Below are 21,999 nucleotides of genomic sequence, written 5' to 3' on the forward strand. Positions count from 1 at the left end.
AGTGAATATTGTAGTTGTTGTTATGATAGTAATAATTATTGTATTAGTCATCTATATTGGACTTATACAACTACAACTGCGTAATATAAATTTGCAGCTTGAAAAACGTTTAAGAGAACATACCCGTCAGCCTGTAAGTGTTGAATTAATAAATAAAGACATTAATAAACTGACATCTAACATTAACAAGTACCTAAAGGCGGAGGAGAATATCCGCCTTAAAAGTATTCGTGAAGATAAGAAGTTCAGGGAATTAATAGTTAATATTTCCCATGACTTACGAACACCACTTACTGCTATTAAGGGTTATCAACAGTTGATGAAAAGAGAGGAGTTGTCTCAAGAGCAACTAAAAAGGCTCAAAATCGCTGAAAAGCACACAGAAGATTTAGAGAATCTAATTCAACATTTCTTCGAGTACTCTTATCTTTCAAATGCCGAGCCAAAGATTAATTTAGAGCGAACAAACCTTAATAGTCTTGTAGGAGAATGTCTTGTGACTTTTATTCCCTACTTGGAAGAAAATAATTTATCAATTCAATTAACTGAAACACCATCCATCTTTGTTTTAGCAGATAAACATTTTGTTAAAAGAATTATAAAGAATCTTATTCAAAATTGTATTCAACATTCTAAGGGAGTCATCGAAGTAAGTTTACTTATGGAGGAAAATGCTATCATTTCCCTCAAAAATCAGGTAAAAGACTTGACAGAAAATGAGGTGGAACGGCTTTTTGAACGTTTCTATACTGGGGATCAAGCAAGAAGTAAGTCTGGTGGTTTGGGTCTGGCTATAGTAAAACTTCTTGCCGAACAGATAGGTGGAAGCACTGAAGCTGTAATACGGAACAATACATTAGAAATTAGGGTAAGTTTACCACTGTATACGAATAAGTGATACAGGTTAATGTTAATTAAATTTCAAGTAGGTGTATAAGGTTGGAGTGGAAAACAATAATCAATAGTGTATTTTCGATGATGCCCTTCTTTTGCTTTAGTACATTGGGAACGTAACGGACAACCCAAACAGTCCTCACATTCATAGACTTTAAAATGTTCGTGTAAAACCAGTTTTATTCGTTCGTTAGATAAGTAACGGAACGTCAATTTGTTCCCATTTGGACAGATAAAAGTATCATATTTCTTATACTATAGGAAAGTATAAAATTTTAGGGTTTATAGTATAAGAAAAGCTACAGCTTTCGCTATAACTTGACGACAAGCCAAGTTTTTCTAATTATATTCCCAATTTGCTACGTTAAAAGGGTCATTCTTATATTTCTTTTTCTTCTCTTTACGATACATATTATACGTGATGAGTGGGTATGCGCTTCCGAATACGTACGCTATCTTTCAGTAATCCTTCTATCTTTCTACCAGAGAAAATGGATTACGTATAAGCGCATAAAATCACTTTCATCATCATGCGTGGATGATAAGCAGGACAGCCTGTTTATCGCAAAACACCAGTGAATCCTTCATCTGGAATATTCTCTACTACACCGTTTACGGCATAGGCTATATCATTTTCTTGAAGTTTTATTTCGAAATCTAACGGCAAAACGACTTGATTCATGGTATAATTTTAAATAAAAGGATACCTCCGATTCTGTTTTTGTGAGTTACTTTAACTTTATCAGAAGGTGTTCTTTTTGCAACACATAATTTTATAAAAAAGAGTGGTCACTCACCAACTTATTGGCAAGACCACTCTTTTGAATTTTTTGTCCCAGCCCTGTTGAACGACTAATTGAAATCTTATTTGATTTCTTTCAATTAAATAATGAAGATACCGAACAGAGAAAGAGCAAAAGTCTATTCTGATTTTTTTACACTATAGGAAAGTATAAAATTTTAGGGTTTATAGTATAAGAAAAACTACAGCTTTCGCTAAAGACTTGGCGACAAGCCAAGTTTTTCTAACTATTGTTTACAATAGCATGAAATTAGCAAGCATGAGACTAGCACTTAAACAATCATTAATTGACATTTTGTAGCTACTTCTCAAATAAGCTTAAGCTTTCTAGGAAGAGTTCCAAGACAAGTTTTTAACCAGTAATTTTTCACTGTATTAAGTTAAACCTACAAACGAATAAACCTGTATAATTGTATATATTCCTTTTTCGATTATACAGGTTTATTTTAAGAAATATAATTTAAAATGAAACAATGGTTATTTTAATGCATCGGGTATTTTTCTTCAAATGTAGGTTTTACTGTATCTAGAGGATGTTTGGCAGCTCAAGTTTGTTGATAATCGTACAGAACGATTGGCACATCGGCTTGCCCAGATCGATACGCTACATATAAGAATTAGATATTGCGGATCTTCCCGGCTTGGACAAAACTTGTATTTTTGTTTCATCCGCATCGAAAGCATCCAGCTCTAATAGGTTGGCGTACATTTTATGTCAAGAGGAAATTAAATAATGATTTAGTTATCAAGGTTCGATTTGTCCAAAAAAGGCGGCTTTAAAGATATACCAGCAACAAAATTGGAATTGCTGGAATTTTTTAAAAGAACTTAAAAGCTATTTGTGCTTCAAATATGAACGCTCCTTTCTAGCGTGTAAATTTGGTTTTTGCGTAGTAGTGCATCCACCAAACAGGAAGCGTTGTTTTTCTTTTGTAATTTGACGAACAAGTTGATAACGTGCTCTTGTTAACTGTTGAAGGGCTACGTACTGCTCTTCCTTTACGACAGACATAGACAACCGTCCAAATCGCAAATAATCAGCGATAACGAAAGCAACAATTGCATCAGTTTTATCCATATCGCCATAAATCTTTTTAAAGGTTAGCAATCTGTTTTGGATTCATGACAAACACTTTTCCGCCCAGTACCTGAATGGAAAAACATGGATGGATGAAAACTATAAACACTTGTCGATTCCAGCCCGACAGCCTGCGGGTTAGGTCGAAGCGACACTGGGAAACAGTCTAAATAATGCGACGATACTCGCAAGGAGGATAAGAATTGTCCTAAATGATCCTAAGAACATTATCTAGGAACATCTCGGAACGTCCAAGACTTTTGATATATTTGCAGGTGAAAAATTAGGAATGAATAGGCGAAAAAATAATGCCTAAACATATTATACGAGGAGGTTTGCAGTGAAATTACATACGATTGGCTATTGGGGGGCATATCCAAAGGCAAATGAAGCAACGTCGTGTTACCTTATAGAAGATTCAAATACGAAAATATTATTAGATTGTGGCAGCGGAGCACTTTCTAAACTACAAGCAAAGGCAAATTTAGAAGATTTAGATGCCGTATTTATAAGCCATACGCATACAGATCATATGGCAGATATTTATAGTTTAGAGTATGCCATGCTGATATTAACACAGCTGGGTAAAAGAACAAGGCCCTTAGATGTGTATGTGTATACAGAAGATATAGCTTCGTTAACATTTGAATTTCCTGATGTAATGCGCTTGCATCAGTTACGACTAACCGACACTGTCAAAATCGGTTCATTAATGCTAACATTTTCTGAAAATATTCACGAAATTCCTTGCTGTTCGATTAAAGTTAGTAATAACAAAAGCAAGCTTGTATATTCAGGCGATACCGGCTATACAACAGCACTCGTCGATTTTGCGATGGCAGCGGATTTACTGTTAATTGAATGCAGCTTTTATAGGAAGCAGAAAGGGATGATGAAAGGGCATTTATCCAGTGAAGAAGTAGCGGATATTGCCACAAAAGCCAAAGCAAAACATGTTGTGCTCACTCACTTTCCTCATTTTGGTGATATCTTGCAATTAAAGAAAGAAGTGGAGACCGTATTTGGTCAATCTGTTTATCTGGCAAAGGAAGGTTTTACATTTACAATATAATATATTGGAGGCTTTATTATGAAAAAGAATGGATTCAAATTACTTATCTTTTTATCATTAATTTCTCTTTTATTAACAGCATGCTCCAATGACAGCAAGAAGAATGAAGACAAATCAGCAAAAGCAAATGATGAGGCGAAATCCGGAGGTATTGTTAGAATTGCCATGAGTACAGAGATTGATAATTTAGATCCATATCAATCGGCAGCAACCGATACGATGTCCATGATGGATAATGTTTATGATGGTTTATTAGATACCAATGAAGCAGGTGAATTGGTGCCGGCAATTGCAGCGTCTTATGAAGTTTCTGATGATGGACAAGTATATACGTTTAAATTGAAAAAAGATGTTACCTTTCATGATGGCTCAAAGTTAACCTCTAAAGATGTAAAATACTCGTATGAAAAATTAGCAGGATTAAGTGGGGGAGAGGCGATTTCTTCGCAATTTGAAATAATTAAAAAAATAGAAGCACCATCAGATTTAGAGGTTGTTATCACATTAAAGGAAAAAAATTCAGCATTTTTAGCAGCGACGATTAGGCCAATTGTACCGGCTGATTATAATAAACACAGTGAAAAACCAATTGGTGCAGGTCCATTTAAGTTTGAAGATTATAAAGTTGGACAAGAATTACGGCTAGTAAAAAATGAAAATTATTATGATCAAGAAAAAGTACCAAAAATAGATGAGGTTCAATTTAAGATTATGCCAGATCAAGAATCTGCTATTCTAGCGATGAAGTCAGGAGAAATAGATGTTATTCCCGGGATTTCTTCGCAAGGTAAGCAGCAATTAGACGATTTGATTGAAACGGTATCGGCACCGCAAAATATGGTACAGTTGATGGCGCTAAACAATAAAGTGAAACCATTAGATGATCCGAACGTTCGAAAAGCAATTAATTTGGCAATTGATAAAGATATGATTATAGAAACAGTAGCAGAAGGTGAAGGAGTTAAGCTTGGTTCTAACTTTAGTCCTTCCATGGAATTTTATTGTCAAGAAGGTTTAGAAGATACCTATAAAACAAATCCCGAAGAAGCAAAGAAATTATTAGAAAAAGCGGGGTACCCTGATGGGTTTACATTAGAATTAACGGTTCCCTCTGATTACCAATTTCATGTTGATACTGCCCAAGTGATTGCAGATCAACTAAGTCAAGTTGGTATTAAAGTAGATATTAAGCTCATTGAATTCAGCACTTGGTTAGAAAAAGTGTATAATGAAGCACAATATGAAAGTACGATTATTGGATTTACCGGAAAATTAGATCCGTATGAAATTTTACTCAGATATGTTAGTGATTATAAAAATAACTTTGTTAAGTATGAGAATAAAGAGTACGACCAGTTGATTCGTCAAGCATTGGTAGAAACAGATGTAGAAGAAATAGTTAATATTTATAAGCAAGCACAAACATTATTAACAGAAGATGCTGCTTCGGTATTTATTATGGATCCATATCGGACTGTTGCAATGAAAAAGGGTCTGAAAGGGTGGAAGATGTACCCAATTCAAAAGTTCAACTTAGAAGACTTATACTATACGGAATAACCGTCTGATAAAGGAGACGTTGATGTGAGGTATTATCTATATAAAACTTCTATGTTCATCCTAACACTAGTTATGGTTTCTCTAATTATTTTCTTTGTATTTCAACTGTTACCAGGGAATCCAGCCCAAATTATTCTTGGGCTGGATGCTGATGAACAGCAAATTCGTAATTTGGAACAAGAGTTAGGGCTGGAGCGACCAGCAACGGAACGGTATATTGATTGGATTGCAGGTGTTTTTCAAGGTAACTTAGGAGAGTCACTACGCTATCAGCTTCCTGTTAGCGAAGTTCTTGCAGATCGAATACCGGTGACCATGTCACTTGCTGTCTTTTCCATGCTGTTGACAATTTTGGTTGGCTTCCCGTTAGGAATTCTCATTGCCCGTACGGATGGAAAGTTCATATCCGTTTTTTTATCTATGATTACTCAACTGGGGATTTCTATTCCATCCTTTTGGTTTGGGTTTATGTTGATATTGTTATTTTCGGTTATCTTAAAGTGGTTTCCAACATTTGGTTACGTCCCTTGGTCAGAGGATTTTTTTGGTGCTTTACGAGCCTATTTCTTACCATCGCTGGCAATTGCCATTTCGAACATAGCTGTTGTCATTCGATATTTAAGAAATACGATTTTGGATCAGAAAAAAATGGATTATGTACGAACAGCAACATGTAAGGGGCTATCAGAGCGGGCGATTTTGTATAGACATGTATTGCGAAATGCATTCATTCCAGTATTAACGATTATTGGATTAATAACCGCCGATACGCTTGGCGGCAGTATTATCATTGAGAATGTTTTTGCACTTCCTGGATTAGGAAATTTACTAATTCAATCCATTACTTCGAGAGATTTTCCGCTTGTTCAATCCATGGTGCTATATATTGCCGTCATCGTTTTAGTAATCAATTTCATGGTTGATTTATTATATAAGCTCATTGACCCAAGAATTAGCAAAAGGGGTGAACAGCTATAATGAACAAGGCAAATCGACTCCCTTTTTATTTAGGATTGAGCTTTGTTATTGTTTTATTGTCCATGATGTTTATTAGTTTATTTTATACACCATATGAACCCAATGCGATTGATCCTAATAATCGACTTGCGACTCCATCATTAGCACACCCATTTGGTACAGATAACTTCGGAAGAGATATCCTAAGCAGGGTGATGGTAGGGACACAGACTGCTTTTTTAATTGGAACAACTACTGTTATGATAGGGTTGAGCATTGGCTTTATTTTAGGCGCTTGTGCAGGATATTTTGGCGGTTGGCTAGATGAATTACTAATGCGATTTATTGATGCAATGCTAGCTTTTCCAGGTATCTTATTAGCTATTATGCTGATAGCTGTTTTTGAAGCGGGAATGAAAAATACAATAATCGCACTAGGAATTATGAGTATTCCAGCGTTTGCTCGAGTTATTCGGAGCAGCTTCATTCAATATAAATCATATGATTTTGTTAAAGCAAGTATTGCCAAAGGGGCAGGAGCGTTTCATATTATTTTGAAACATATTTTTCCTAATGCTATTTCCCCTATACTAGTTGTGTCAAGTTTAAGTTTCTCCGGTTCTATTCTGGCTGAGTCAGGCTTGAGCTATTTAGGCTTAGGTGTTCAGCCACCAGATCCTAGTTGGGGAAGGATGTTAAAGGAAGCACAGCCTTATATTGAATCAGCTCCTTGGTATGTAATTATTGTTGGAAGTATTATTACAATTATGGTGTTAGGGTTTAATTTATTAAGTGATGGTTTACGTGACATTCAGGATAGAAAGGCATAGGAGGGGCTTAAATGGTAAAACCTTTATTGTCAGTTGAGGAAGTTGAGGTGTCCCTTCAGCTTCCGGAGGGAGAATTTAATGCACTAGAGCGCATTTCATTTTCCGTCTACCCAAATGAGGTTGTCGGTATTGTTGGTGAATCGGGCTGTGGAAAAAGTTTAACTTCCCAAGCTATTATGGGAATACTCCCCAAGAATGCCATCATAAAGCAAGGCAAGATTATTTTTCAGGATGATGAGCTTACAGCTTTATCTCGAAAGCAGTGGCAGCAGATTAGGGGAAGTAAACTCTCCATGATTTTTCAAGAGCCAATGACTTCGCTTAATCCTGTACTAACAATTGGTAAACAAATATCTGAGGTATTGAAACAGCATACAACTTTATCGAAAAAAGATATGAAAGAAAAGACCATATCCATCATGAAAGAAGTTGGGTTACCTCGTGCTGCACAATTATGGAAAGCATACCCCCACCAGTTATCTGGCGGCATGCGTCAACGGGTTGTAATCGCAATGGCTTTAATTGGCCAGCCGAAGCTTATTATCGCTGATGAACCTACAACTGCCTTAGATGTTACGATCCAAGCACAAATAGTAGAGCTCTTTAAAAAAATTAAACAAACTCGGAACATGTCGATGATTTTTATCTCACATGATTGGGGAGTTATTCACGCCATTTGTGATCGTGTGCTTGTCATGTACGCAGGTCGAATAGTTGAACAAGGGTCCATATCAAAACTCTTAAGTTCGCCAAAGCATCCTTATACAAAGAGCTTAATACAATCAATTCCAGATGGAGCAAGACGAGGACAGCCATTATATACAATTCCCGGTACAGTACCGCAGCTCCATGTTCGACATACGGGATGTCCCTTCGCCGATCGCTGCCAGTTTAAAATAGCGTCATGTGAACAAATTTTTCCTCATACATATAAATTTAATGAACAGACAGTTACTTGTCATTTATATGCAAAAGAGAAGGAAGTCAGCTTATGAAGCCGCTAATTGAAATAGAGAATATAAAAAAATTTTACAAACAAAAACGGACAAATATATTCGAAAAACCTTCGTTTGTAAAAGCTGTTAATGGCATATCGCTCACATTATACGAAGGAGAAGCTTTTGGTTTAGTTGGCGAGAGCGGTTGTGGTAAGTCGACAACTGGTCAGCTGATTATTCAATTAATGAAACAAACAGACGGAACTATTCGTTATAAGGGGAAGGATGTCTCTACGTTTTCGCCCAAGCAGTTAAAAGCATGGCGAAAAGAAGTACAAATCGTTTTTCAAGATCCATATTCATCATTGAATCCCAAAAAAACGATTAAGTGGATATTAAATGAACCGTTAGCTTTGCATCGAATTGGGGGTAAGGCATACAGAGATGAAAAAATTATTCAGACATTAAAAGAAGTAGGTTTAGATACTTCTTTTTTGTATCGGTATCCTCACGAACTTAGTGGAGGACAGCGACAACGCGTAGCTATTGCAGCGGCAATTATTTTAGAACCTCAATTTATGGTAATCGACGAAGGAGTCTCGGCGCTAGATGTTTCTGTTCAAGCTCAGATTATTAATTTATTGAAAGAGTTGCAAGAAAAGTATTCTTTGACATACTTATTTATTTCTCATGATTTAAATATTGTCCAATATTTTTGCGATCGGATTGCTGTGATGTATATGGGAGAAATAGTAGAACTTGGCACGACGGAAGAAATAGGAGCTTATCCAAAGCATCCTTATACACAAGCGTTATTTTCAGCTATCCCAACGATAGGAAACAAGCAGTCGCCAACCAAGTTAAAAGGAGACATACCAGATACATCAGATCCGCCATGTGGTTGCACGTTTCATCCTCGGTGCCCTCATGCTTTTGAGCGTTGTAAGCTTGAAAAGCCTATTACCATGACAATCAGTAAAGGACATGAGGCAGCTTGTCATCTTATTAAGCTGGAGAAAGAAAAAATGAGATAGTTGGTATATGTTTATCCCGGATGTAAGGTGCCGTATTTTTCTCATATCAAAAATGTGCTAATGATGTTGCAAACATGAAGAGAAAAACGGGTCCTAAATCCCCGATTCGTTCAACTAACATTCAAGAGGAAAAGCACTCCTTGATTGAAGATTCACTTTATCCTTCTAGGGAAAGCTGCACATGATAAAATCTCTGTTTGCAGCTAATAAATGAAAATGAAGAATGGAGAAATGCCATGAATAGCGAGATAAGGATTCAACAGTTGGTGGAAAAACATGAATTGGAAAGGGTGATCTCCTTAGAGAAGGAGATCTGGGGAAATGCTACACCTGTGCATCAGACCTATACAACGGTAAAAAATGGTGGACTTATGCTTGGCGCATTTGACAAGGATATATTAGTCGGCTTTTCATATGGGTTTGCTGCCTATGATGGAAAAGAAGTATATTTGTATTCGCATATGCTTGGAATTACTCCGTCATATCAAAAAATGGGGTTAGGGATGAAGCTAAAGTTAAAGCAAGCAGAAATAGCAGAGCAAATGGGGTATACCAAAATGAAGTGGACGTTTGATCCGCTGCAAAGCTTAAATGCATATCTTAATTTAGCAAAACTTGGAGCTGTCGGAATGACATATAAAGAGAACTACTATGGCGAAATGAAGGATGGGTTAAATCAAGGAATGCCCTCTGATCGTATGATTATAGAATGGGATTGGAACCGGTGGTCATCAGTTGATGTCCGGAAAGTAGTCGATGATCAACTATTACTAAGAGAAGTTAATGGAAATCCAGTTATGGTAGATATAGATCAGTTGCTTCACGAGGAGGAATATTTTGTCACTATTCCTAACAATATACTAGAGTTGAAAAAAGAAGATTTGCAAAAGGCATTAGAATGGCGAATGAAAACACGCGAAGTTTTCCTGTCGCTATTCAAACAAGGTTTCAAAGCAAAGCACTTTATACGTGATTCTAATCGACCGTTTGGATATTTTTACTTTTCCAAATAAAGTAGAAGAAACCGAAAAGCCGTTATCTGGCTTTCCGGTTTCTAGGGTTACTACTTACTTTATTAACATCACTTTTTGTATAATCTTTCGTCCAAGCTCTCTTATTGTGAGGGGCTAATCGAGTGAATAACTGTTGTTCCTAGTTGATAGGTTGTTTTTTACGATAGGATTGAATCAGCCATACACTTATACCAATGAATAATAAGAGTGTGCCGATTAACATCCAATTAAATATATTGGTTGCTGTATTGGGTAAGGAAGATAATCCTGTACCATTGTGATTGGATGTATTTTCAATAATTGGAGTTTGGTTATCATCCCTTGTTTGATTTGGTTTCGATTGGTTGGTGCCATTATCAGCTGCTGGTTGTTGCACACTAGGCTTTTCATTGTTGTTATTATCTTGATCGTTTCCAGTAGAACCGTGGCCGCCATCACTACCGGTAGATTTATCTTGATTGTTTTTACCATCATCTGTAGCTTCACCTGGTTGGCCGTCGTCCTTTGGTTTTTCCGGCTTCTCTGGATTTTCTGGTTCAATAATTTCTCCATCAACGGTTAGAAAATTCCAAATGCTGGAGCGTGTTTTGCCACCAAATTTATCAGTTGCTATCGTATACCAGAAATATTCATGGTTCGGATCTAAATTATTCCATACGACAGAAGCTTTTTTACCACTTGGAACATTGTTTACAGTGTCAATTTTTTCGTCTGTATATACATTGACTTCAATGTAATCCGTAGCAACCTTTTTCGTTTGTGCTGCTGTATCAAAATCAAATGAAAATTCATCTTTTTCAGGATACCCCGCTGGATCATAATAATTATAATCATCCAGGTAAGGAGAATACGTTTGGACATAGATTTGGCCATTATAATGTTCCTATCCTACAATTTTTGAGGGGAAAGAATTACCAAGTTTTTCGTTATAATCCAATCTTAATCAAGAGATTCTCCAAAATTCACACCTTGAGAAAGACAAAGACGGATAAAGCAGATGCCTTAGTAATCGCAAAAAAATGAATGGGCGACTTCGAAAAAAGGGAAGAGATCCAAGATAAGGTAACCCTAGATCTTAAAGAACTAACCAGATATAGAAGGCGGCTTGGAAAACATGAAGCTCTTCTTAAAACCCAATATACTCGAATCTTAGAAAAAAGCTTTCCTGAATTGGCTGCTTACGGTCAGGTTCGTTATTCTAACTACATAATGGAGCTATTAAAAAAATACCCAAGCCCCAAGAGAATTGCGAAAGCTCATGAAAAAACACTTTCAAAATTATTGGGAGTGAACAACAGTAGTCTGCAATCTCAAGAGCTTAAACGACTAGTGAAAGAAAGCATTGGGTATTATTCTGAAATTACGGAGTTTGAATTAATTCAAACCATAGAACAGCTCTATTTGTATTAAAAGCAAATAAAAGAAGTCGATAAAAGAATTCAAGCAATGATGGATACACTCGATTCGCCAATCGTAACCATTCCCGGAATTTCCTATCGACTCGGTAGTACAATCATAGCAGAAATAGGAGATATCCACAACTTCAATCACCCGAGTCAGCTATTGGTTTTTGCAGGAATGGAACCATCCATTTATCAGTCTGGTAACTATAGGGGCCCAGGAAAAATGGTGAAACGCGGATCTCCTCATCTTCGCTGGGCGATGTATCATGCATCACGATTAATGCCATTTATCACCAACGTTCAAGGCATACTATGAGAAAAAGCTAGGGTAAGCGCTACAACGTGGTGCTCAGCCATGTAACGAAGAAATTAATAAAGAGTGATATTCCATTTACTGCAAACCGGTGAATTCATATAAAGAAGTACGTGTAAAAAAAGTGAAGCCATGGTAAATAGCGTTGCAATAATCTCAGATTTTACACTACAAATAAGCTTGATGATTAATTTGAAATTCACGAATCATCAAGCTTATTTGCCATGCTCCAAAACTTCTAATGGAAAATACTAAATTTATTGCTAAAAGCTTATTGACTTTATATAGTTAGCCTCAAAGTATAAAAAAAGTGATTAGTATAGTCTTATCGATTCTTTGAATTCATTAAATGCATTTTTACCGTAATCATCACCATATTGATTTATATGTTTTTGAATTTCATCAAGATGTTCATGGAGAAAAGAATGTATTTCAGTAGTATCTGCTACATTATATATTTCATGAAGAAAATCTATAGTTTCTCCAATAAGAAAGCTATTATTAAGTTTTAATAAAACTGAACATATTTCTGGTATAGCATTAAATGCTTCTTCCGATGAAAGGCCTTCAGTAAGTTCTTCAAAAGACTCTCTGAAATACCATTCATTTTGATCAAGTTCCGCTTCCCAATTTTCAAAGATATTTAGTAGTTTTTGTTCCACGATGTTAACCACCTTTATTTGTATTTGAAATCATCAAATTTCTTAGTCTTCTTATTATAATTGAAGTGGATTGTAATTGTTTTACTACCTTTAACTTTGAATGTTCTTTGCATTTTAACCCATCCTTTTTTACCAGGCCAACGTTTATCCGTCATTTTTTTTGATGGAAGAATTTCTTTAGCACCTTTCAAAGGATTGGATAAAACACTTTTCATTGCGATTTGTTCTTCAAGATTTTTAGCTGTAGTTCTCCCTGTAGACCCTTTTCCTAGGGACTTTTTTTTCAGTTGTTTATTTAAATTTTTAACTGCGCTTTTAACAGCCTTTTTTCCAAACTTCTTTACAATCCATTTGATACCAAATCTTGCTAAAAATCCGACTATTATAGGGATAGCAGGTATAGAGCTGTTATAACGAAATATCGAAGAAACGTATATCTGGATATAAATTTAAATCTTATGGGGGCTAAGAAGTGGTTACATATTTGTGGATTTCTACAATTATTCTAGTATTCATGCCCTATCACTTGTTACAAAAGAGTAAGAAGGTAGAAGAAATTTGGGTGTTTTCTTTTTGTCCACACTTTGTAGCTGTCAATACTGAAATGGAAGAAAGGGCTAAGCATAGCGGACAAAGCCATTACCCTTCACGGAATAAAAGAATTGGCTATCATCTTAAGGAATAGCTAACGAAAAAAGAAGTGTATTTTTAAGAGTGTTATTGTCAAAAAAAGGGTTAATCTGTTGGTAGAGAATTATAAAAATTTGTGCAATGCGGCTAATCTGTTTTAAAATTAGCCGCATCCAACTCAGTACTTAGTGACCCCCAAGGTATGTTTCAGTCTCTTGCGGCTTAGAAATCTTGAGCGTCACGAGTAAAGCACCTTGTTGGGCGGATCAGAAACCGAATTTTGCTCCTGAAAAGCCGTATCATGTAATTTGTTATCTTATACTATAAAGAACTTAATATCGAGAACTGTAAAAAAAATTATAAAATGAATGATGTTACATACAGATGAATCATTAGCGTAGATTCAATATATAATACATATTTATTTAGGTTGTAACTGCCCGCCGTTTAGCCAAATGTTTATTTTACTATAGGAAAGTATAAAGCTTTAGGCTTTATAGTATAAGAAAAGCTACGGCTTTCGCTAAAGACTTGGCGACAAGCCAAGTTTTTCTAATTATCTATGAATTTATTTCTACGTGGTGGAAAACTTTTGTATCTTGTCGTTAACCCAGTACTTCTAGATTTTGTTCTTGAACAGTCATATCATGTTATCCTTTAGTTGTGCAATAATGAACTTACTATCGGGAAGATAGCTGCAGGAAATTTTGTAAATGGACGACGTAAATAAAGATAAAATTTTAGCTCCAATGAATGAAACAGGCGATTGCCAACGGGTTTGATACTCGTATCGTGTTTATTTATAAATATTAAAAGAAAATTAAAATGAGTTGAGCAGCGATGGATCCAAAAATAAGTGAAAATGGATAAGCGGCGGCATAGGCAATTGCCGGGTCTTCTGAATCTACTAACTGATTTAAAGCACCTAATGCTGGGGTGCAGGTTCTGCCACCACACAGTGTGCCAAGCGAATAAACAACACCAAATTTAAACAGTTTTCTGGCCACAGTATAACCGATAATAATCGACACGATTGTAATGATGGTTCCACTAACAACTAATTTGAATCCCTCGGTTTGAATGACTTCTACCAATCCTTGTCCTGCTGTCGTTCCTGCACCAGCTAAAAATAAAGCAAGACCTAATTTCAAGATAACGTGATTAGCTGGTCCATAATAGCGTACATGAATTGGTCCAAGCTTGCCAAAATGACCGATAATTAAAGCTACGATTAATGGTCCTCCTGCTAACCCAAGTTTCATTGTACCAAGACCAGGAATAGGGATAGGTATCATGCCAAACAAAATTCCTACTAATAGTGTAATACTAATAGATAAGATATGAACATTCGTTACAGTTAGCTTTTTTCGGGAAAAGAGTGTTTCTAATTCATTTAATCGGTCTTCACTACTTACCATTGTTAAAACATCGCCACGAAGCAAAGGCATATTTGGATTTTGATTAAGCTCAATTCCTTCTCGTTGAATTCTTGTTACTGTTGCTCCATACTTCCTTCTAAGTTTAAGTTCTTTAATACTTTTACCAATAATTTCATCATCTTCAACCACTATTTTTCGAAACTGAATATTATCAGGATTCTCTAGTAGTGTATCTACTTGCTCACCGACATACTTGCCAAATAATTCAAGTTCATGGGCTTCTCCCACTGTAACAAGATGGTCACCAGTTAAGATGGTTGTGTCATGAAGTGCGATCATCGTATGATCACCTCGAATAACTCTGCTAATCACAACGGAGTTACGGCTAAAAGAAATCTCTCGCAACGTTTTTTTATGCAATTTTGGATTAGTCACTTTAAATGTCATTACTTCCGGTGAATTTGCAGTTTTTATTGGATTGTTTGTTTCTTCTAAATCTTGGATAAGGTCTATTTTACCAAAACGGGGCAGAAGCTGTATAAATAATATAATAGCCAGCACTCCAAACGGATATGCAATCCCGTAGCCAACCGATGTGATTGGATCATTGGTTGCTTGAAGAGCTGCTGCTAAACCTGACGTATTCGTCAACGCACCGGTCATTAATCCAATTGCTAATGGAGCTGAGAGGTGGAAGATTTTTGCAACGAAAACAGATGTGAGAACAGCGCTACAGACAATAAATAAAGAAATAAGGCAAAAAACGATCCCATTGGAACGCATCATTCGGAAAAAACGCGGTCCTGCTTGAAGACCAACAGCAACAATAAATAAGCTAAGGCCTAAATTTTGAATCGTTGGCGATACTTGATAACCATAATGACCAAAAATCATGGCAATAACTAAAACACCCGCTGATCCTAAGCCAATCCCTTTAATTTTTAATTGCCCTAGCCATGATCCAAGAAACAAAACAACAAAAACTAAAATAAGCTCTTCATTAAGTAAATCATGTAGTAAATCTTCCATTTTAATCTCCTTCATTCATTCTTCCTATATATATTACTACAACTAGATAGAGAAAACGAAATCAATTGATAAACTTCACTAATTTTTCAAGCTTATTGAAAGAATATATATGAAACGGAGCGGTTTTACTAATATACAAGCTCTGGTAAAAAAGAATGATGTTTGTGTTATGCCACTATTTGTGTGATTTGTACGAAAATAGGAATAAGAAGAAATAATTAGGGGGATGAGCATGGAAGACAATATGCATAAAATAAATATGACGTTTGAAGAAATCGTTAGGCAAAATGAGCGACGAATTTATTACCAGATCCATAAACTTAATATACGCGATCCACATCAGGAATTTTATCAAGAGGGATTAGTAGCGATGTGGAATGCATATGTAACCTATCGAGCGGATAAAGGACCAATGGCAACTTATTTTAATTATACCATTCGCAATCGATTGATTGATTTAATTCGGAGTAAAGCTAGAGAACAAGAAAAGTTAAATGTCTATCGGGAGTATCAGCAGCTAAATGAAACGAGCGGAAATTTTTATCGTTCTGGCAGTTTAAAGAAGCGAGTGCAAAGCCAAGATCCAATGCTAGTAGATTTCGACGATTTAATCAAAGAAGCTCATCAATTACTAAGCACGAATCAATTAAAATGGTTTTATTTCTTTCTTATTCAAGATATGTCGATAAAATCTATTTCTGAAAGAGAGGGGGTATCGATTGATGCTGTGAAAAGCTGGGGAAGAGAAGCGAGAAAAAAATTGCGTGCTGCTAAGTTCTTGAATGAAGAAAATCTATGCTAAAGGGGGAGTCGAATCGAGTATCCCCTTAGCAAGTTAAAAGAGTTCTATTCGTTATTGTGATAAACTTGTTGAACGGCTTTAAATAAAATATGTACCCCATTTATTAAGGCATCTTTATTAAATGTCATCTGTGGATGATGTAAGCCCGGTGTTAATTCACAGCCTAGTCCAAGCATTGTTGCTTTTAATTCAGGTTTTTTAATCGTATAAAAGTGAAAGTCATCTCCACCTGGTGTAAGTAATGGGGGGTCAACATTTTCTGAGCCTAAGACATTGCTAATAGCCGATTCCATAATAGATATTGCTTCTGAATTTATTTTTGCTGCTGCAATACCGCGTTTCTCTATAATTTCTATTTCAATGTTGTTTAAGCTTTCGATTGCTGTAAAAATTTGTATTACTTGCTTATCTAATTCTTCCATTGCTTCATTTGTCTGAGCTCGCATGTCAAGTGCAAAAATAGCATTGCCGGGAATAATGTTGGTACTTTTGCTGCCAGCTTGGAATTTTGTCATTTTTACAGAGTGGGGAATAGTCGGGTCTAAATGGATTTTATTTAGTAAATGAACAATTTGAGCGCCTACTTCAATTGCATTACTATTTAAATGCGGCCTAGCTCCATGAGCATCATGTCCTTTAATTTTTGCCTGGTACATTTTTGTTGCTCCATGTACAATTACTGGAGTAGCATGATGCATTTGAGTTTCTTGCTGTGGACGTAAGTGAATGCCAAATAAATAATCAACATCCTCCACAGCTCCTTTTTCAACTAGTTTTAATGCACCTTTCCCTGTTTCTTCGGCAGGCTGAAAGATAAATTTAACTGCTATATTATCCATAAGCTCGGGTGTTTCCTTCAGCTTCCACAGTAATCCTAAGACGATGGCCATATGCGCATCATGTCCACAAGAATGATTTGCCTGAAACACTCCACCTACTTCTTGCCAAAGAGCGTCTATATCCGCTCGGACTGCTACTACAGGTAAATTTTTTTTAAAGTTTCCCAATTGTGCTATTACTCCTGTATGGTCTGAAAAGGTAGTCACCTCACAACCATTTTCCTGCAATATGTTTGCAATATAGCTTGTAGTATTTGTTTCTTCCCAGCTGATTTCTGCATGCGTATGTAAATAAGTAAATGTGTCTTTGATCTTTTGTTCTAAATTCCCCATATTAATCCTCCCCATCTTTAATAAAGTATTTATAGGTTGATTGTACTTTGCCTATTTTTTCAACTCGTTCAATCAATTCAATCAAAATAGCATTGATATAAGCTAGCGTTACTGGTCCTTTACTGAAAAAATGATGTTGGTTCGTTGTTATAGGAATGATAATATCTGCAAAATCAACAATTGGCGCGACCCTGGAATCCGTAAAGGCAATCACCTTAATCCCTTTCTTTTTTGCTCCTTCTGCTAAACGGATGGTATCTAGTGCATATCGATAAAAAGAGAATATGATAATACATTTTTTCTCTGGAGGTAAATCTAGTAATCCGGCATCTGTTTCTGGCTGGTATAATATAGCGTTGCCCAGAATATAATTTAGATTAAAATACATCCAATGGGCAAATGTAAAAGAATGGTGGTAACCAGCGATAATAATTCTATTACTTCTGATCATTGTGTTGATTAAGATGTTTAATAATTCATTATTTAATTCATCTAGATTCCTTTCTATCATCGTAATGTCTTGATAGAAACTTTTTGTAAAGGCGTTGACGGTAGTATCTTTTTTTACGGTGTCTTGTTTAAATTCTAAAAGATATTGACGGATTTCCTTTTGTAAAGAACTAAAGCCGGCATAGCCGATTGATCTAGAAAAACGGATAACCATCGTTTCACTAACATTTAAAATTTCCCCAACTTTTTTCGCTGGATGAATCGCAAACATCATTGGATCCGACAGCAATCCATCTGCTACTTTTTTTAATCCATCCGTCAAGTTTGGAAACTGCATTTCGGTTTTTTGCAAGAAGTTAGCAGTCATCAGATATCTCCTTTATATGGCTTCCTGCGCTAAAGGCTAGGATTTAGCTGAATTTTCTCCGATCTCCTTTTTCTTAGTGGTGAATATCTCTTTGAAAGTAGCTTCGTTGTCTAGCTTAAGCGCTTAAGTTGAAGCAAACTTCGAACGTCTTCCGCCAATAAGTCATAAAGGAGGCCGACTAAAAGCCGACAAAAAGCGGGCTTTTTGCCCAATGTCGACATACCCCTGTTTTAGAGGCATGTTTTCTTTATCCCGGATGTAAGGAGCGATATTTTTCTCATTTCAAAGATCTGCTTATCATGTTCCCAACTTTATGAGAAAAACGGCACCTAAATGCCCGATTCATTCAAGGGCCTTTAGGTCATACCCTTGTGGTGCTAACATTCAGTAGGAGATGGAAGAAAACTCCTACTGAATGAAGTTTCACTTTATCTCGTCAGAAGCTCTGCCGGTGTGTATGTCGCTAACCAAGCACTTCCAGCTTTTTGTTCTTGTTTTGTTTTTTCGTTTCTGGAATATAGTTAACATGTACTGCTGTTCTTTTTTGAACAGTTAAAGTATTTACGTTATTTTTTATTGCAATAAATTATATCCTTTATTATAATAAAATGCAAGTTGATAATATTTTGAAAATTCAGGAGGGATTATGATAAATTCTACGGGGGAAAGAGAGAAGCGGAGAAAGAAAATGGCTTTGCCTGATGCTTATGTTATCTTATTTACTATTTTGCTGTTAGCAGCACTTGCTACTTATGTGATACCAGCAGGAAGCTTTGAACGAGAAACAGTAAATGATATCACGACAGTTGTACCGGAAAGTTATCAAAAAATAGATCAGCAACCAATATCACTGATTGAAATATTTACTGCTATTCAGCAGGGAATGATCGATTCAGCAGGCCTTATTTTTCTTGTCCTTATTATTGGGGGAGCTTTTGCAGTTATTGAATACACTGGGGCGATTGATGCTTTAATTATGCAAACAATCAATCAAACCAAGGATAAGGAATATTTGCTAATAATTATTGTAAGCACTTTATTTTCTATTTTTGGTGCATTGGGAATTATTGTGAATGCAGTTATTGCGTTTATACCGATTGGGATTATATTAGCCCGTTCTATGAGGCTAGATGCTATAGTAGGGGTATCCATTATTTACTTAGGGGCATATGCAGGTTTTAATACTGCGTTTTTAGATCCGCTAACAACGGGAATGGCTCAAGAAATTGCCCAAGTTCCATTATTTTCAGGGATAGGTTTACGAATTTTAATTTATTTAACTGTATTAATTTTAACCATTGGCTACGTTTGCTGGTACGCAAATCGAGTCAAAAAAGATCCGCTGAACAGTATTTTAGGAGAAAATCGCTTTCCAAAAATTGCTGATAAGGATATGGCAAATGTACCGGCACAATTAACAATTGTACATAAATTGGTTTTAGGCTGGCTTGCAATTGGTATAGGATTCTATGTATTCGGAGTATTTCAATACAATTGGTCATTGAATCACATGGCTGCTATGTTTATCGTTATTGCAATTGGTACGGCAGTGATTGCTAGAATTAATTCTAATGAATTTGTTATTCAGTTTTTTAATGGATGTAAAGGTTTGGTCTACGGGGCTTTAATTATTGGCATGGCCCGTTCTATCGTTGTCGTATTAGAAAATGGACAAATTTTAGATACAATTGTTCAAGGGATGTCCAAAATGATGGACCCTTTTACAAGTGTAATGGGTGCGATCGTCATGTTTATTGCAAATTTTTTGTTTAATATTATTGTATCCTCTGGAAGTGGGCAGGCAGTGATTGTTATGCCAATTATGACTCCACTTGCAGATATGATGGAGATCTCTCGACAAGTAGCGGTTCAAGCATATAAGATGGGAGATGGATTCTCTAATGTTATTACACCAATATCAGGCGTTTTAATGGCTACTTTGGCAATTGCTGGTATACCCTTGGGGAAATGGCTTAAATTCATCATGCCATTAGTGATTATTTGGTGTGTAATTGGTATTGTTTATTTAACGATTGCTGTCATGATAGGATGGGGACCTATTTAAAAAAATGTTCAAAGAGGTTTGTCAGGAAAGAAACTTTTTTGAAAACGCACTTAAAATTAATGTTGTAACTAAAATTGTGTAATTTTTAATACTGTTTCATGGATGTCAAAATGATAGAAAGCGGATGTAAGCATATTTACATATCAAAAAGGAGAGAGAAAAGATGGAAATGAACGAAATTATTTTGTATAAACTAAAGATGAGAATGAAAAATCCATTTACAACCAGTTTTGGAACTGAACAAGATCGAATATTTTTATTAGTAGAGGCAAAAGATGCAAATGGACGTTCCGGCTGGGGAGAAGGAGTAGCTTCTGAACGTCCGCTTTATAGCGAAGAATTTACTCAGCAAAGCTGGTACATGCTGGAACAATTTCTTATACCTGAAGTAATAAATCGAAACATGGATCACCCTGAAGATCTTCAAGCAATTTTTCAACCTTATAAGCGAAATCATATGGCTAAAGCAGCTTTAGAAGGAGCTGTATGGGATCTATATGCAAAGCAGAATAACCAATCGTTATCACAAGCTTTGGGAGGAAGTAAGAATAAAATCGAAGTTGGTATCAGCTTAGGTATTGAAGACAGTTATGCTAAATTATTGGAAAACATCCAAGGTAAAGTAAATGAAGGATATAAACGGATCAAAATAAAAATTAAACCAGGAAAAGATATTGAAGTAGTACGTGAGGTACGAAAGCATTTCCCTAGTATTCCTTTAATGGTTGATGCTAATAGTGCTTACACTCTTAGGGATATCGATGTTTTAAAAGCATTGGATGAGTTCGATTTAATGATGATCGAGCAACCGCTTGCAGCTGGAGACTTAATTGATCATGCGAAGCTGCAAAAGGAAATACAAACACCTGTATGCTTGGATGAGAGCATCCATTCCTACGATGATGCACGTCAAGCTATTGAATTAGGAAGCTGTAAAATTATTAATCTAAAGATTGGCCGTGTTGGTGGTCTGACAGAGTCCAAACGCATCCATGATTTATGTGAACAGGCAGGTATTCCATTATGGTGTGGAGGAATGTTAGAGTCTGGAGTTGGACGTGCGCATAATATTGCCATAGCTTCACTTGCTAATTTTACACTGCCTGGCGATACGGCTTCTTCATCCAGGTATTGGGAGAAGGATATCATTGATCCGGAGGTAGTTGCCGAGCAAGGGATACTTACGGTAAATGATTCTCCGGGGATTGGTTATGATGTGTTGATGAATGAGGTAGAGAAACATACGATGGAAAAGAAAGTGTTCACGAAATAAAGCTAATGGGGCTGGGATAAAAGCGTTTTAGTCAAAGAAAAATCCGAACGATAACTCAAAATTCTTCAGTTAGAATTCGAATTAGTTCGGATTTCTCTTTTTGTAAGCTTACTTATTCCAGTAAAAATTCGTATTTAGAGTTGATCTTTTTAGTTTTGTCCCAGCCCATTAGTTTATACTATAGGAAAGTAAAAAATTTTAGGATATATAGTATAAGAAAAACTACAGCTTTCGCCATAAAGACTTGGCGACAAGCCAAGTTTTTCTAAAAAGTAA

General features: G+C 36.0%; 22 protein-coding genes and 2 pseudogenes. 15 read left to right on the forward strand and 9 right to left on the reverse strand.

Going from position 1 to position 21,999, the window contains the following annotated elements; translation table 11 throughout:
* The first annotated feature begins 1 nt into the window (after position 1).
* The gene (locus KQI21_RS09040) at positions 2-898 is read left to right on the forward strand and encodes a sensor histidine kinase (RefSeq protein WP_216483868.1); all 897 of its coding nucleotides are present in this window, start codon (positions 2-4) and stop codon (positions 896-898) included.
* A gap of 23 nt (positions 899-921) precedes the next feature.
* Here KQI21_RS09040 and KQI21_RS16775 read toward each other — a convergent pair whose 3' ends face one another.
* The 3 genes and pseudogenes from KQI21_RS16775 to KQI21_RS09050 form a co-directional block, all read right to left on the reverse strand.
* On the reverse strand, positions 922-1,128 hold the full coding sequence (locus tag KQI21_RS16775; protein ID WP_373687655.1) for a transposase: 207 nt from the start codon (positions 1,126-1,128) through the stop codon (positions 922-924).
* A 265-nt stretch (positions 1,129-1,393) separates the two neighbouring features.
* Positions 1,394-1,576 (reverse strand): annotated as a pseudogene (locus KQI21_RS16780) (IS5/IS1182 family transposase); the annotation flags it as partial.
* A gap of 1,030 nt (positions 1,577-2,606) precedes the next feature.
* Positions 2,607-2,902 (reverse strand): annotated as a pseudogene (locus tag KQI21_RS09050) (IS110 family transposase); the annotation flags it as partial.
* 212 nt (positions 2,903-3,114) lie between these two features.
* Between KQI21_RS09050 and KQI21_RS09055 the strand changes: the two are divergent.
* The 7 genes from KQI21_RS09055 (at position 3,115) to KQI21_RS09085 (ending at position 10,178) form a co-directional block, all read left to right on the forward strand.
* Complete coding sequence (locus KQI21_RS09055) at positions 3,115-3,846, forward strand: MBL fold metallo-hydrolase (protein ID WP_216483869.1); 732 nt, start codon at positions 3,115-3,117, stop codon at positions 3,844-3,846.
* A gap of 18 nt (positions 3,847-3,864) precedes the next feature.
* On the forward strand, positions 3,865-5,406 hold the full coding sequence (locus tag KQI21_RS09060) for an ABC transporter substrate-binding protein (RefSeq protein ID WP_216483870.1): 1,542 nt from the start codon (positions 3,865-3,867) through the stop codon (positions 5,404-5,406).
* 24 nt (positions 5,407-5,430) lie between these two features.
* Positions 5,431-6,384 (forward strand): ABC transporter permease, encoded by a 954-nt coding sequence (locus KQI21_RS09065; protein ID WP_309245532.1) that lies wholly within the window; start codon positions 5,431-5,433, stop codon positions 6,382-6,384.
* Positions 6,384-7,193, forward strand: a complete 810-nt coding sequence (locus KQI21_RS09070) for an ABC transporter permease (RefSeq protein ID WP_216483871.1) — start codon at positions 6,384-6,386, stop codon at positions 7,191-7,193. Before KQI21_RS09065 ends, KQI21_RS09070 begins: the two co-directional genes overlap by 1 nt.
* An 11-nt stretch (positions 7,194-7,204) precedes the next feature.
* Positions 7,205-8,188, forward strand: coding sequence for an ABC transporter ATP-binding protein (locus KQI21_RS09075; RefSeq protein WP_216483872.1), 984 nt, complete (start codon positions 7,205-7,207; stop codon positions 8,186-8,188).
* Entirely contained in the window at positions 8,185-9,165 is a 981-nt protein-coding gene (locus tag KQI21_RS09080; RefSeq protein WP_216483873.1) for an ABC transporter ATP-binding protein, read from the forward strand. The genes KQI21_RS09075 and KQI21_RS09080 overlap by 4 nt, the downstream gene beginning before the upstream one ends.
* 236 nt (positions 9,166-9,401) lie before the next feature.
* A complete protein-coding gene (locus tag KQI21_RS09085; protein WP_216483874.1) occupies positions 9,402-10,178 on the forward strand; it encodes a GNAT family N-acetyltransferase in 777 nt (258 codons plus the stop codon).
* Between the two features lie 139 nt (positions 10,179-10,317).
* Here the strand turns inward: KQI21_RS09085 and KQI21_RS09090 are convergent, their stop codons facing one another.
* On the reverse strand, positions 10,318-10,554 hold the full coding sequence (locus KQI21_RS09090) for an LPxTATN C-terminal sorting signal domain (protein ID WP_216483875.1): 237 nt from the start codon (positions 10,552-10,554) through the stop codon (positions 10,318-10,320).
* 82 nt (positions 10,555-10,636) lie between these two features.
* On the opposite strand from KQI21_RS09090, the gene KQI21_RS09095 reads away from it, so the two are divergent.
* Genes KQI21_RS09095 through KQI21_RS09110 form a run of 4 tightly spaced genes read left to right on the forward strand, consistent with a single transcriptional unit; the run spans position 10,637 to position 11,897 of the window.
* Positions 10,637-10,915 (forward strand): hypothetical protein, encoded by a 279-nt coding sequence (locus KQI21_RS09095; RefSeq protein ID WP_216483876.1) that lies wholly within the window; start codon positions 10,637-10,639, stop codon positions 10,913-10,915.
* A gap of 43 nt (positions 10,916-10,958) precedes the next feature.
* On the forward strand, positions 10,959-11,201 hold the full coding sequence (locus KQI21_RS16785; protein ID WP_216483877.1) for an IS110 family transposase: 243 nt from the start codon (positions 10,959-10,961) through the stop codon (positions 11,199-11,201).
* Positions 11,202-11,588 carry a hypothetical protein gene (locus tag KQI21_RS09105; protein WP_216483878.1) on the forward strand — a complete coding sequence of 129 codons (387 nt, stop codon included), beginning with the start codon at positions 11,202-11,204 and terminating at the stop codon, positions 11,586-11,588.
* A gap of 36 nt (positions 11,589-11,624) precedes the next feature.
* Positions 11,625-11,897 (forward strand): transposase, encoded by a 273-nt coding sequence (locus KQI21_RS09110; protein WP_216483879.1) that lies wholly within the window; start codon positions 11,625-11,627, stop codon positions 11,895-11,897.
* 311 nt (positions 11,898-12,208) lie between these two features.
* Here the strand turns inward: KQI21_RS09110 and KQI21_RS09115 are convergent, their stop codons facing one another.
* The 3 genes from KQI21_RS09115 to KQI21_RS09125 form a co-directional block, all read right to left on the reverse strand.
* A complete protein-coding gene (locus KQI21_RS09115) occupies positions 12,209-12,556 on the reverse strand; it encodes an ABC transporter (RefSeq protein WP_216483880.1) in 348 nt (115 codons plus the stop codon).
* Positions 12,557-12,570: 14 nt separating this feature from the next.
* Entirely contained in the window at positions 12,571-12,771 is a 201-nt protein-coding gene (locus tag KQI21_RS16140; RefSeq protein WP_253291373.1) for a hypothetical protein, read from the reverse strand.
* A 1,224-nt stretch (positions 12,772-13,995) separates the two neighbouring features.
* Positions 13,996-15,609: an aspartate:alanine exchanger family transporter gene (locus KQI21_RS09125; RefSeq protein ID WP_253291374.1), complete on the reverse strand. Its 1,614-nt coding sequence runs from the start codon at positions 15,607-15,609 to the stop codon at positions 13,996-13,998.
* A gap of 217 nt (positions 15,610-15,826) precedes the next feature.
* On the opposite strand from KQI21_RS09125, the gene KQI21_RS09130 reads away from it, so the two are divergent.
* Entirely contained in the window at positions 15,827-16,396 is a 570-nt protein-coding gene (locus KQI21_RS09130; protein WP_253291375.1) for a sigma-70 family RNA polymerase sigma factor, read from the forward strand.
* Between the two features lie 44 nt (positions 16,397-16,440).
* Here KQI21_RS09130 and KQI21_RS09135 read toward each other — a convergent pair whose 3' ends face one another.
* Together KQI21_RS09135 and KQI21_RS09140 are read right to left on the reverse strand one after the other, a co-directional pair.
* A complete protein-coding gene (locus KQI21_RS09135; RefSeq protein ID WP_216483881.1) occupies positions 16,441-17,568 on the reverse strand; it encodes a M20 peptidase aminoacylase family protein in 1,128 nt (375 codons plus the stop codon).
* Between the two features lies 1 nt (position 17,569).
* Positions 17,570-18,385 (reverse strand): MurR/RpiR family transcriptional regulator, encoded by an 816-nt coding sequence (locus tag KQI21_RS09140; RefSeq protein ID WP_216483882.1) that lies wholly within the window; start codon positions 18,383-18,385, stop codon positions 17,570-17,572.
* A 646-nt stretch (positions 18,386-19,031) separates the two neighbouring features.
* On the opposite strand from KQI21_RS09140, the gene KQI21_RS09145 reads away from it, so the two are divergent.
* Together KQI21_RS09145 and menC are read left to right on the forward strand one after the other, a co-directional pair.
* Positions 19,032-20,450, forward strand: coding sequence for a YfcC family protein (locus KQI21_RS09145; protein WP_216483883.1), 1,419 nt, complete (start codon positions 19,032-19,034; stop codon positions 20,448-20,450).
* 163 nt (positions 20,451-20,613) lie between these two features.
* Positions 20,614-21,723: an o-succinylbenzoate synthase gene (gene menC / locus KQI21_RS09150; protein ID WP_216483884.1), complete on the forward strand. Its 1,110-nt coding sequence runs from the start codon at positions 20,614-20,616 to the stop codon at positions 21,721-21,723.
* The last annotated feature ends 276 nt before the right edge of the window (positions 21,724-21,999 follow it).

It is taken from the genome of Virgibacillus proomii (assembly GCF_018916875.1).
In the GTDB taxonomy this organism is placed as follows: Bacteria; Bacillota; Bacilli; order Bacillales; family Amphibacillaceae; genus Virgibacillus; species Virgibacillus proomii_B.

Coding starts and splice junctions, on each gene's coding strand:
- KQI21_RS09135 (WP_216483881.1), bottom strand. CDS start 17,568: ATGGGGAATTTAGAACAAAAGATCAAAGACACATTTACTTATTTACAT.
- KQI21_RS09130 (WP_253291375.1), top strand. CDS start 15,827: ATGGAAGACAATATGCATAAAATAAATATGACGTTTGAAGAAATCGTT.
- KQI21_RS09105 (WP_216483878.1), top strand. CDS start 11,202: ATGGGCGACTTCGAAAAAAGGGAAGAGATCCAAGATAAGGTAACCCTA.
- KQI21_RS09070 (WP_216483871.1), top strand. CDS start 6,384: ATGAACAAGGCAAATCGACTCCCTTTTTATTTAGGATTGAGCTTTGTT.
- KQI21_RS09060 (WP_216483870.1), top strand. CDS start 3,865: ATGAAAAAGAATGGATTCAAATTACTTATCTTTTTATCATTAATTTCT.
- KQI21_RS16140 (WP_253291373.1), bottom strand. CDS start 12,771: ATGAAAAGTGTTTTATCCAATCCTTTGAAAGGTGCTAAAGAAATTCTT.
- KQI21_RS09145 (WP_216483883.1), top strand. CDS start 19,032: ATGATAAATTCTACGGGGGAAAGAGAGAAGCGGAGAAAGAAAATGGCT.
- menC (WP_216483884.1), top strand. CDS start 20,614: ATGGAAATGAACGAAATTATTTTGTATAAACTAAAGATGAGAATGAAA.
- KQI21_RS09125 (WP_253291374.1), bottom strand. CDS start 15,609: ATGAAGGAGATTAAAATGGAAGATTTACTACATGATTTACTTAATGAA.
- KQI21_RS09075 (WP_216483872.1), top strand. CDS start 7,205: ATGGTAAAACCTTTATTGTCAGTTGAGGAAGTTGAGGTGTCCCTTCAG.
- KQI21_RS09140 (WP_216483882.1), bottom strand. CDS start 18,385: ATGACTGCTAACTTCTTGCAAAAAACCGAAATGCAGTTTCCAAACTTG.
- KQI21_RS16785 (WP_216483877.1), top strand. CDS start 10,959: ATGAAAATTCATCTTTTTCAGGATACCCCGCTGGATCATAATAATTAT.
- KQI21_RS09085 (WP_216483874.1), top strand. CDS start 9,402: ATGAATAGCGAGATAAGGATTCAACAGTTGGTGGAAAAACATGAATTG.
- KQI21_RS09080 (WP_216483873.1), top strand. CDS start 8,185: ATGAAGCCGCTAATTGAAATAGAGAATATAAAAAAATTTTACAAACAA.
- KQI21_RS09110 (WP_216483879.1), top strand. CDS start 11,625: ATGATGGATACACTCGATTCGCCAATCGTAACCATTCCCGGAATTTCC.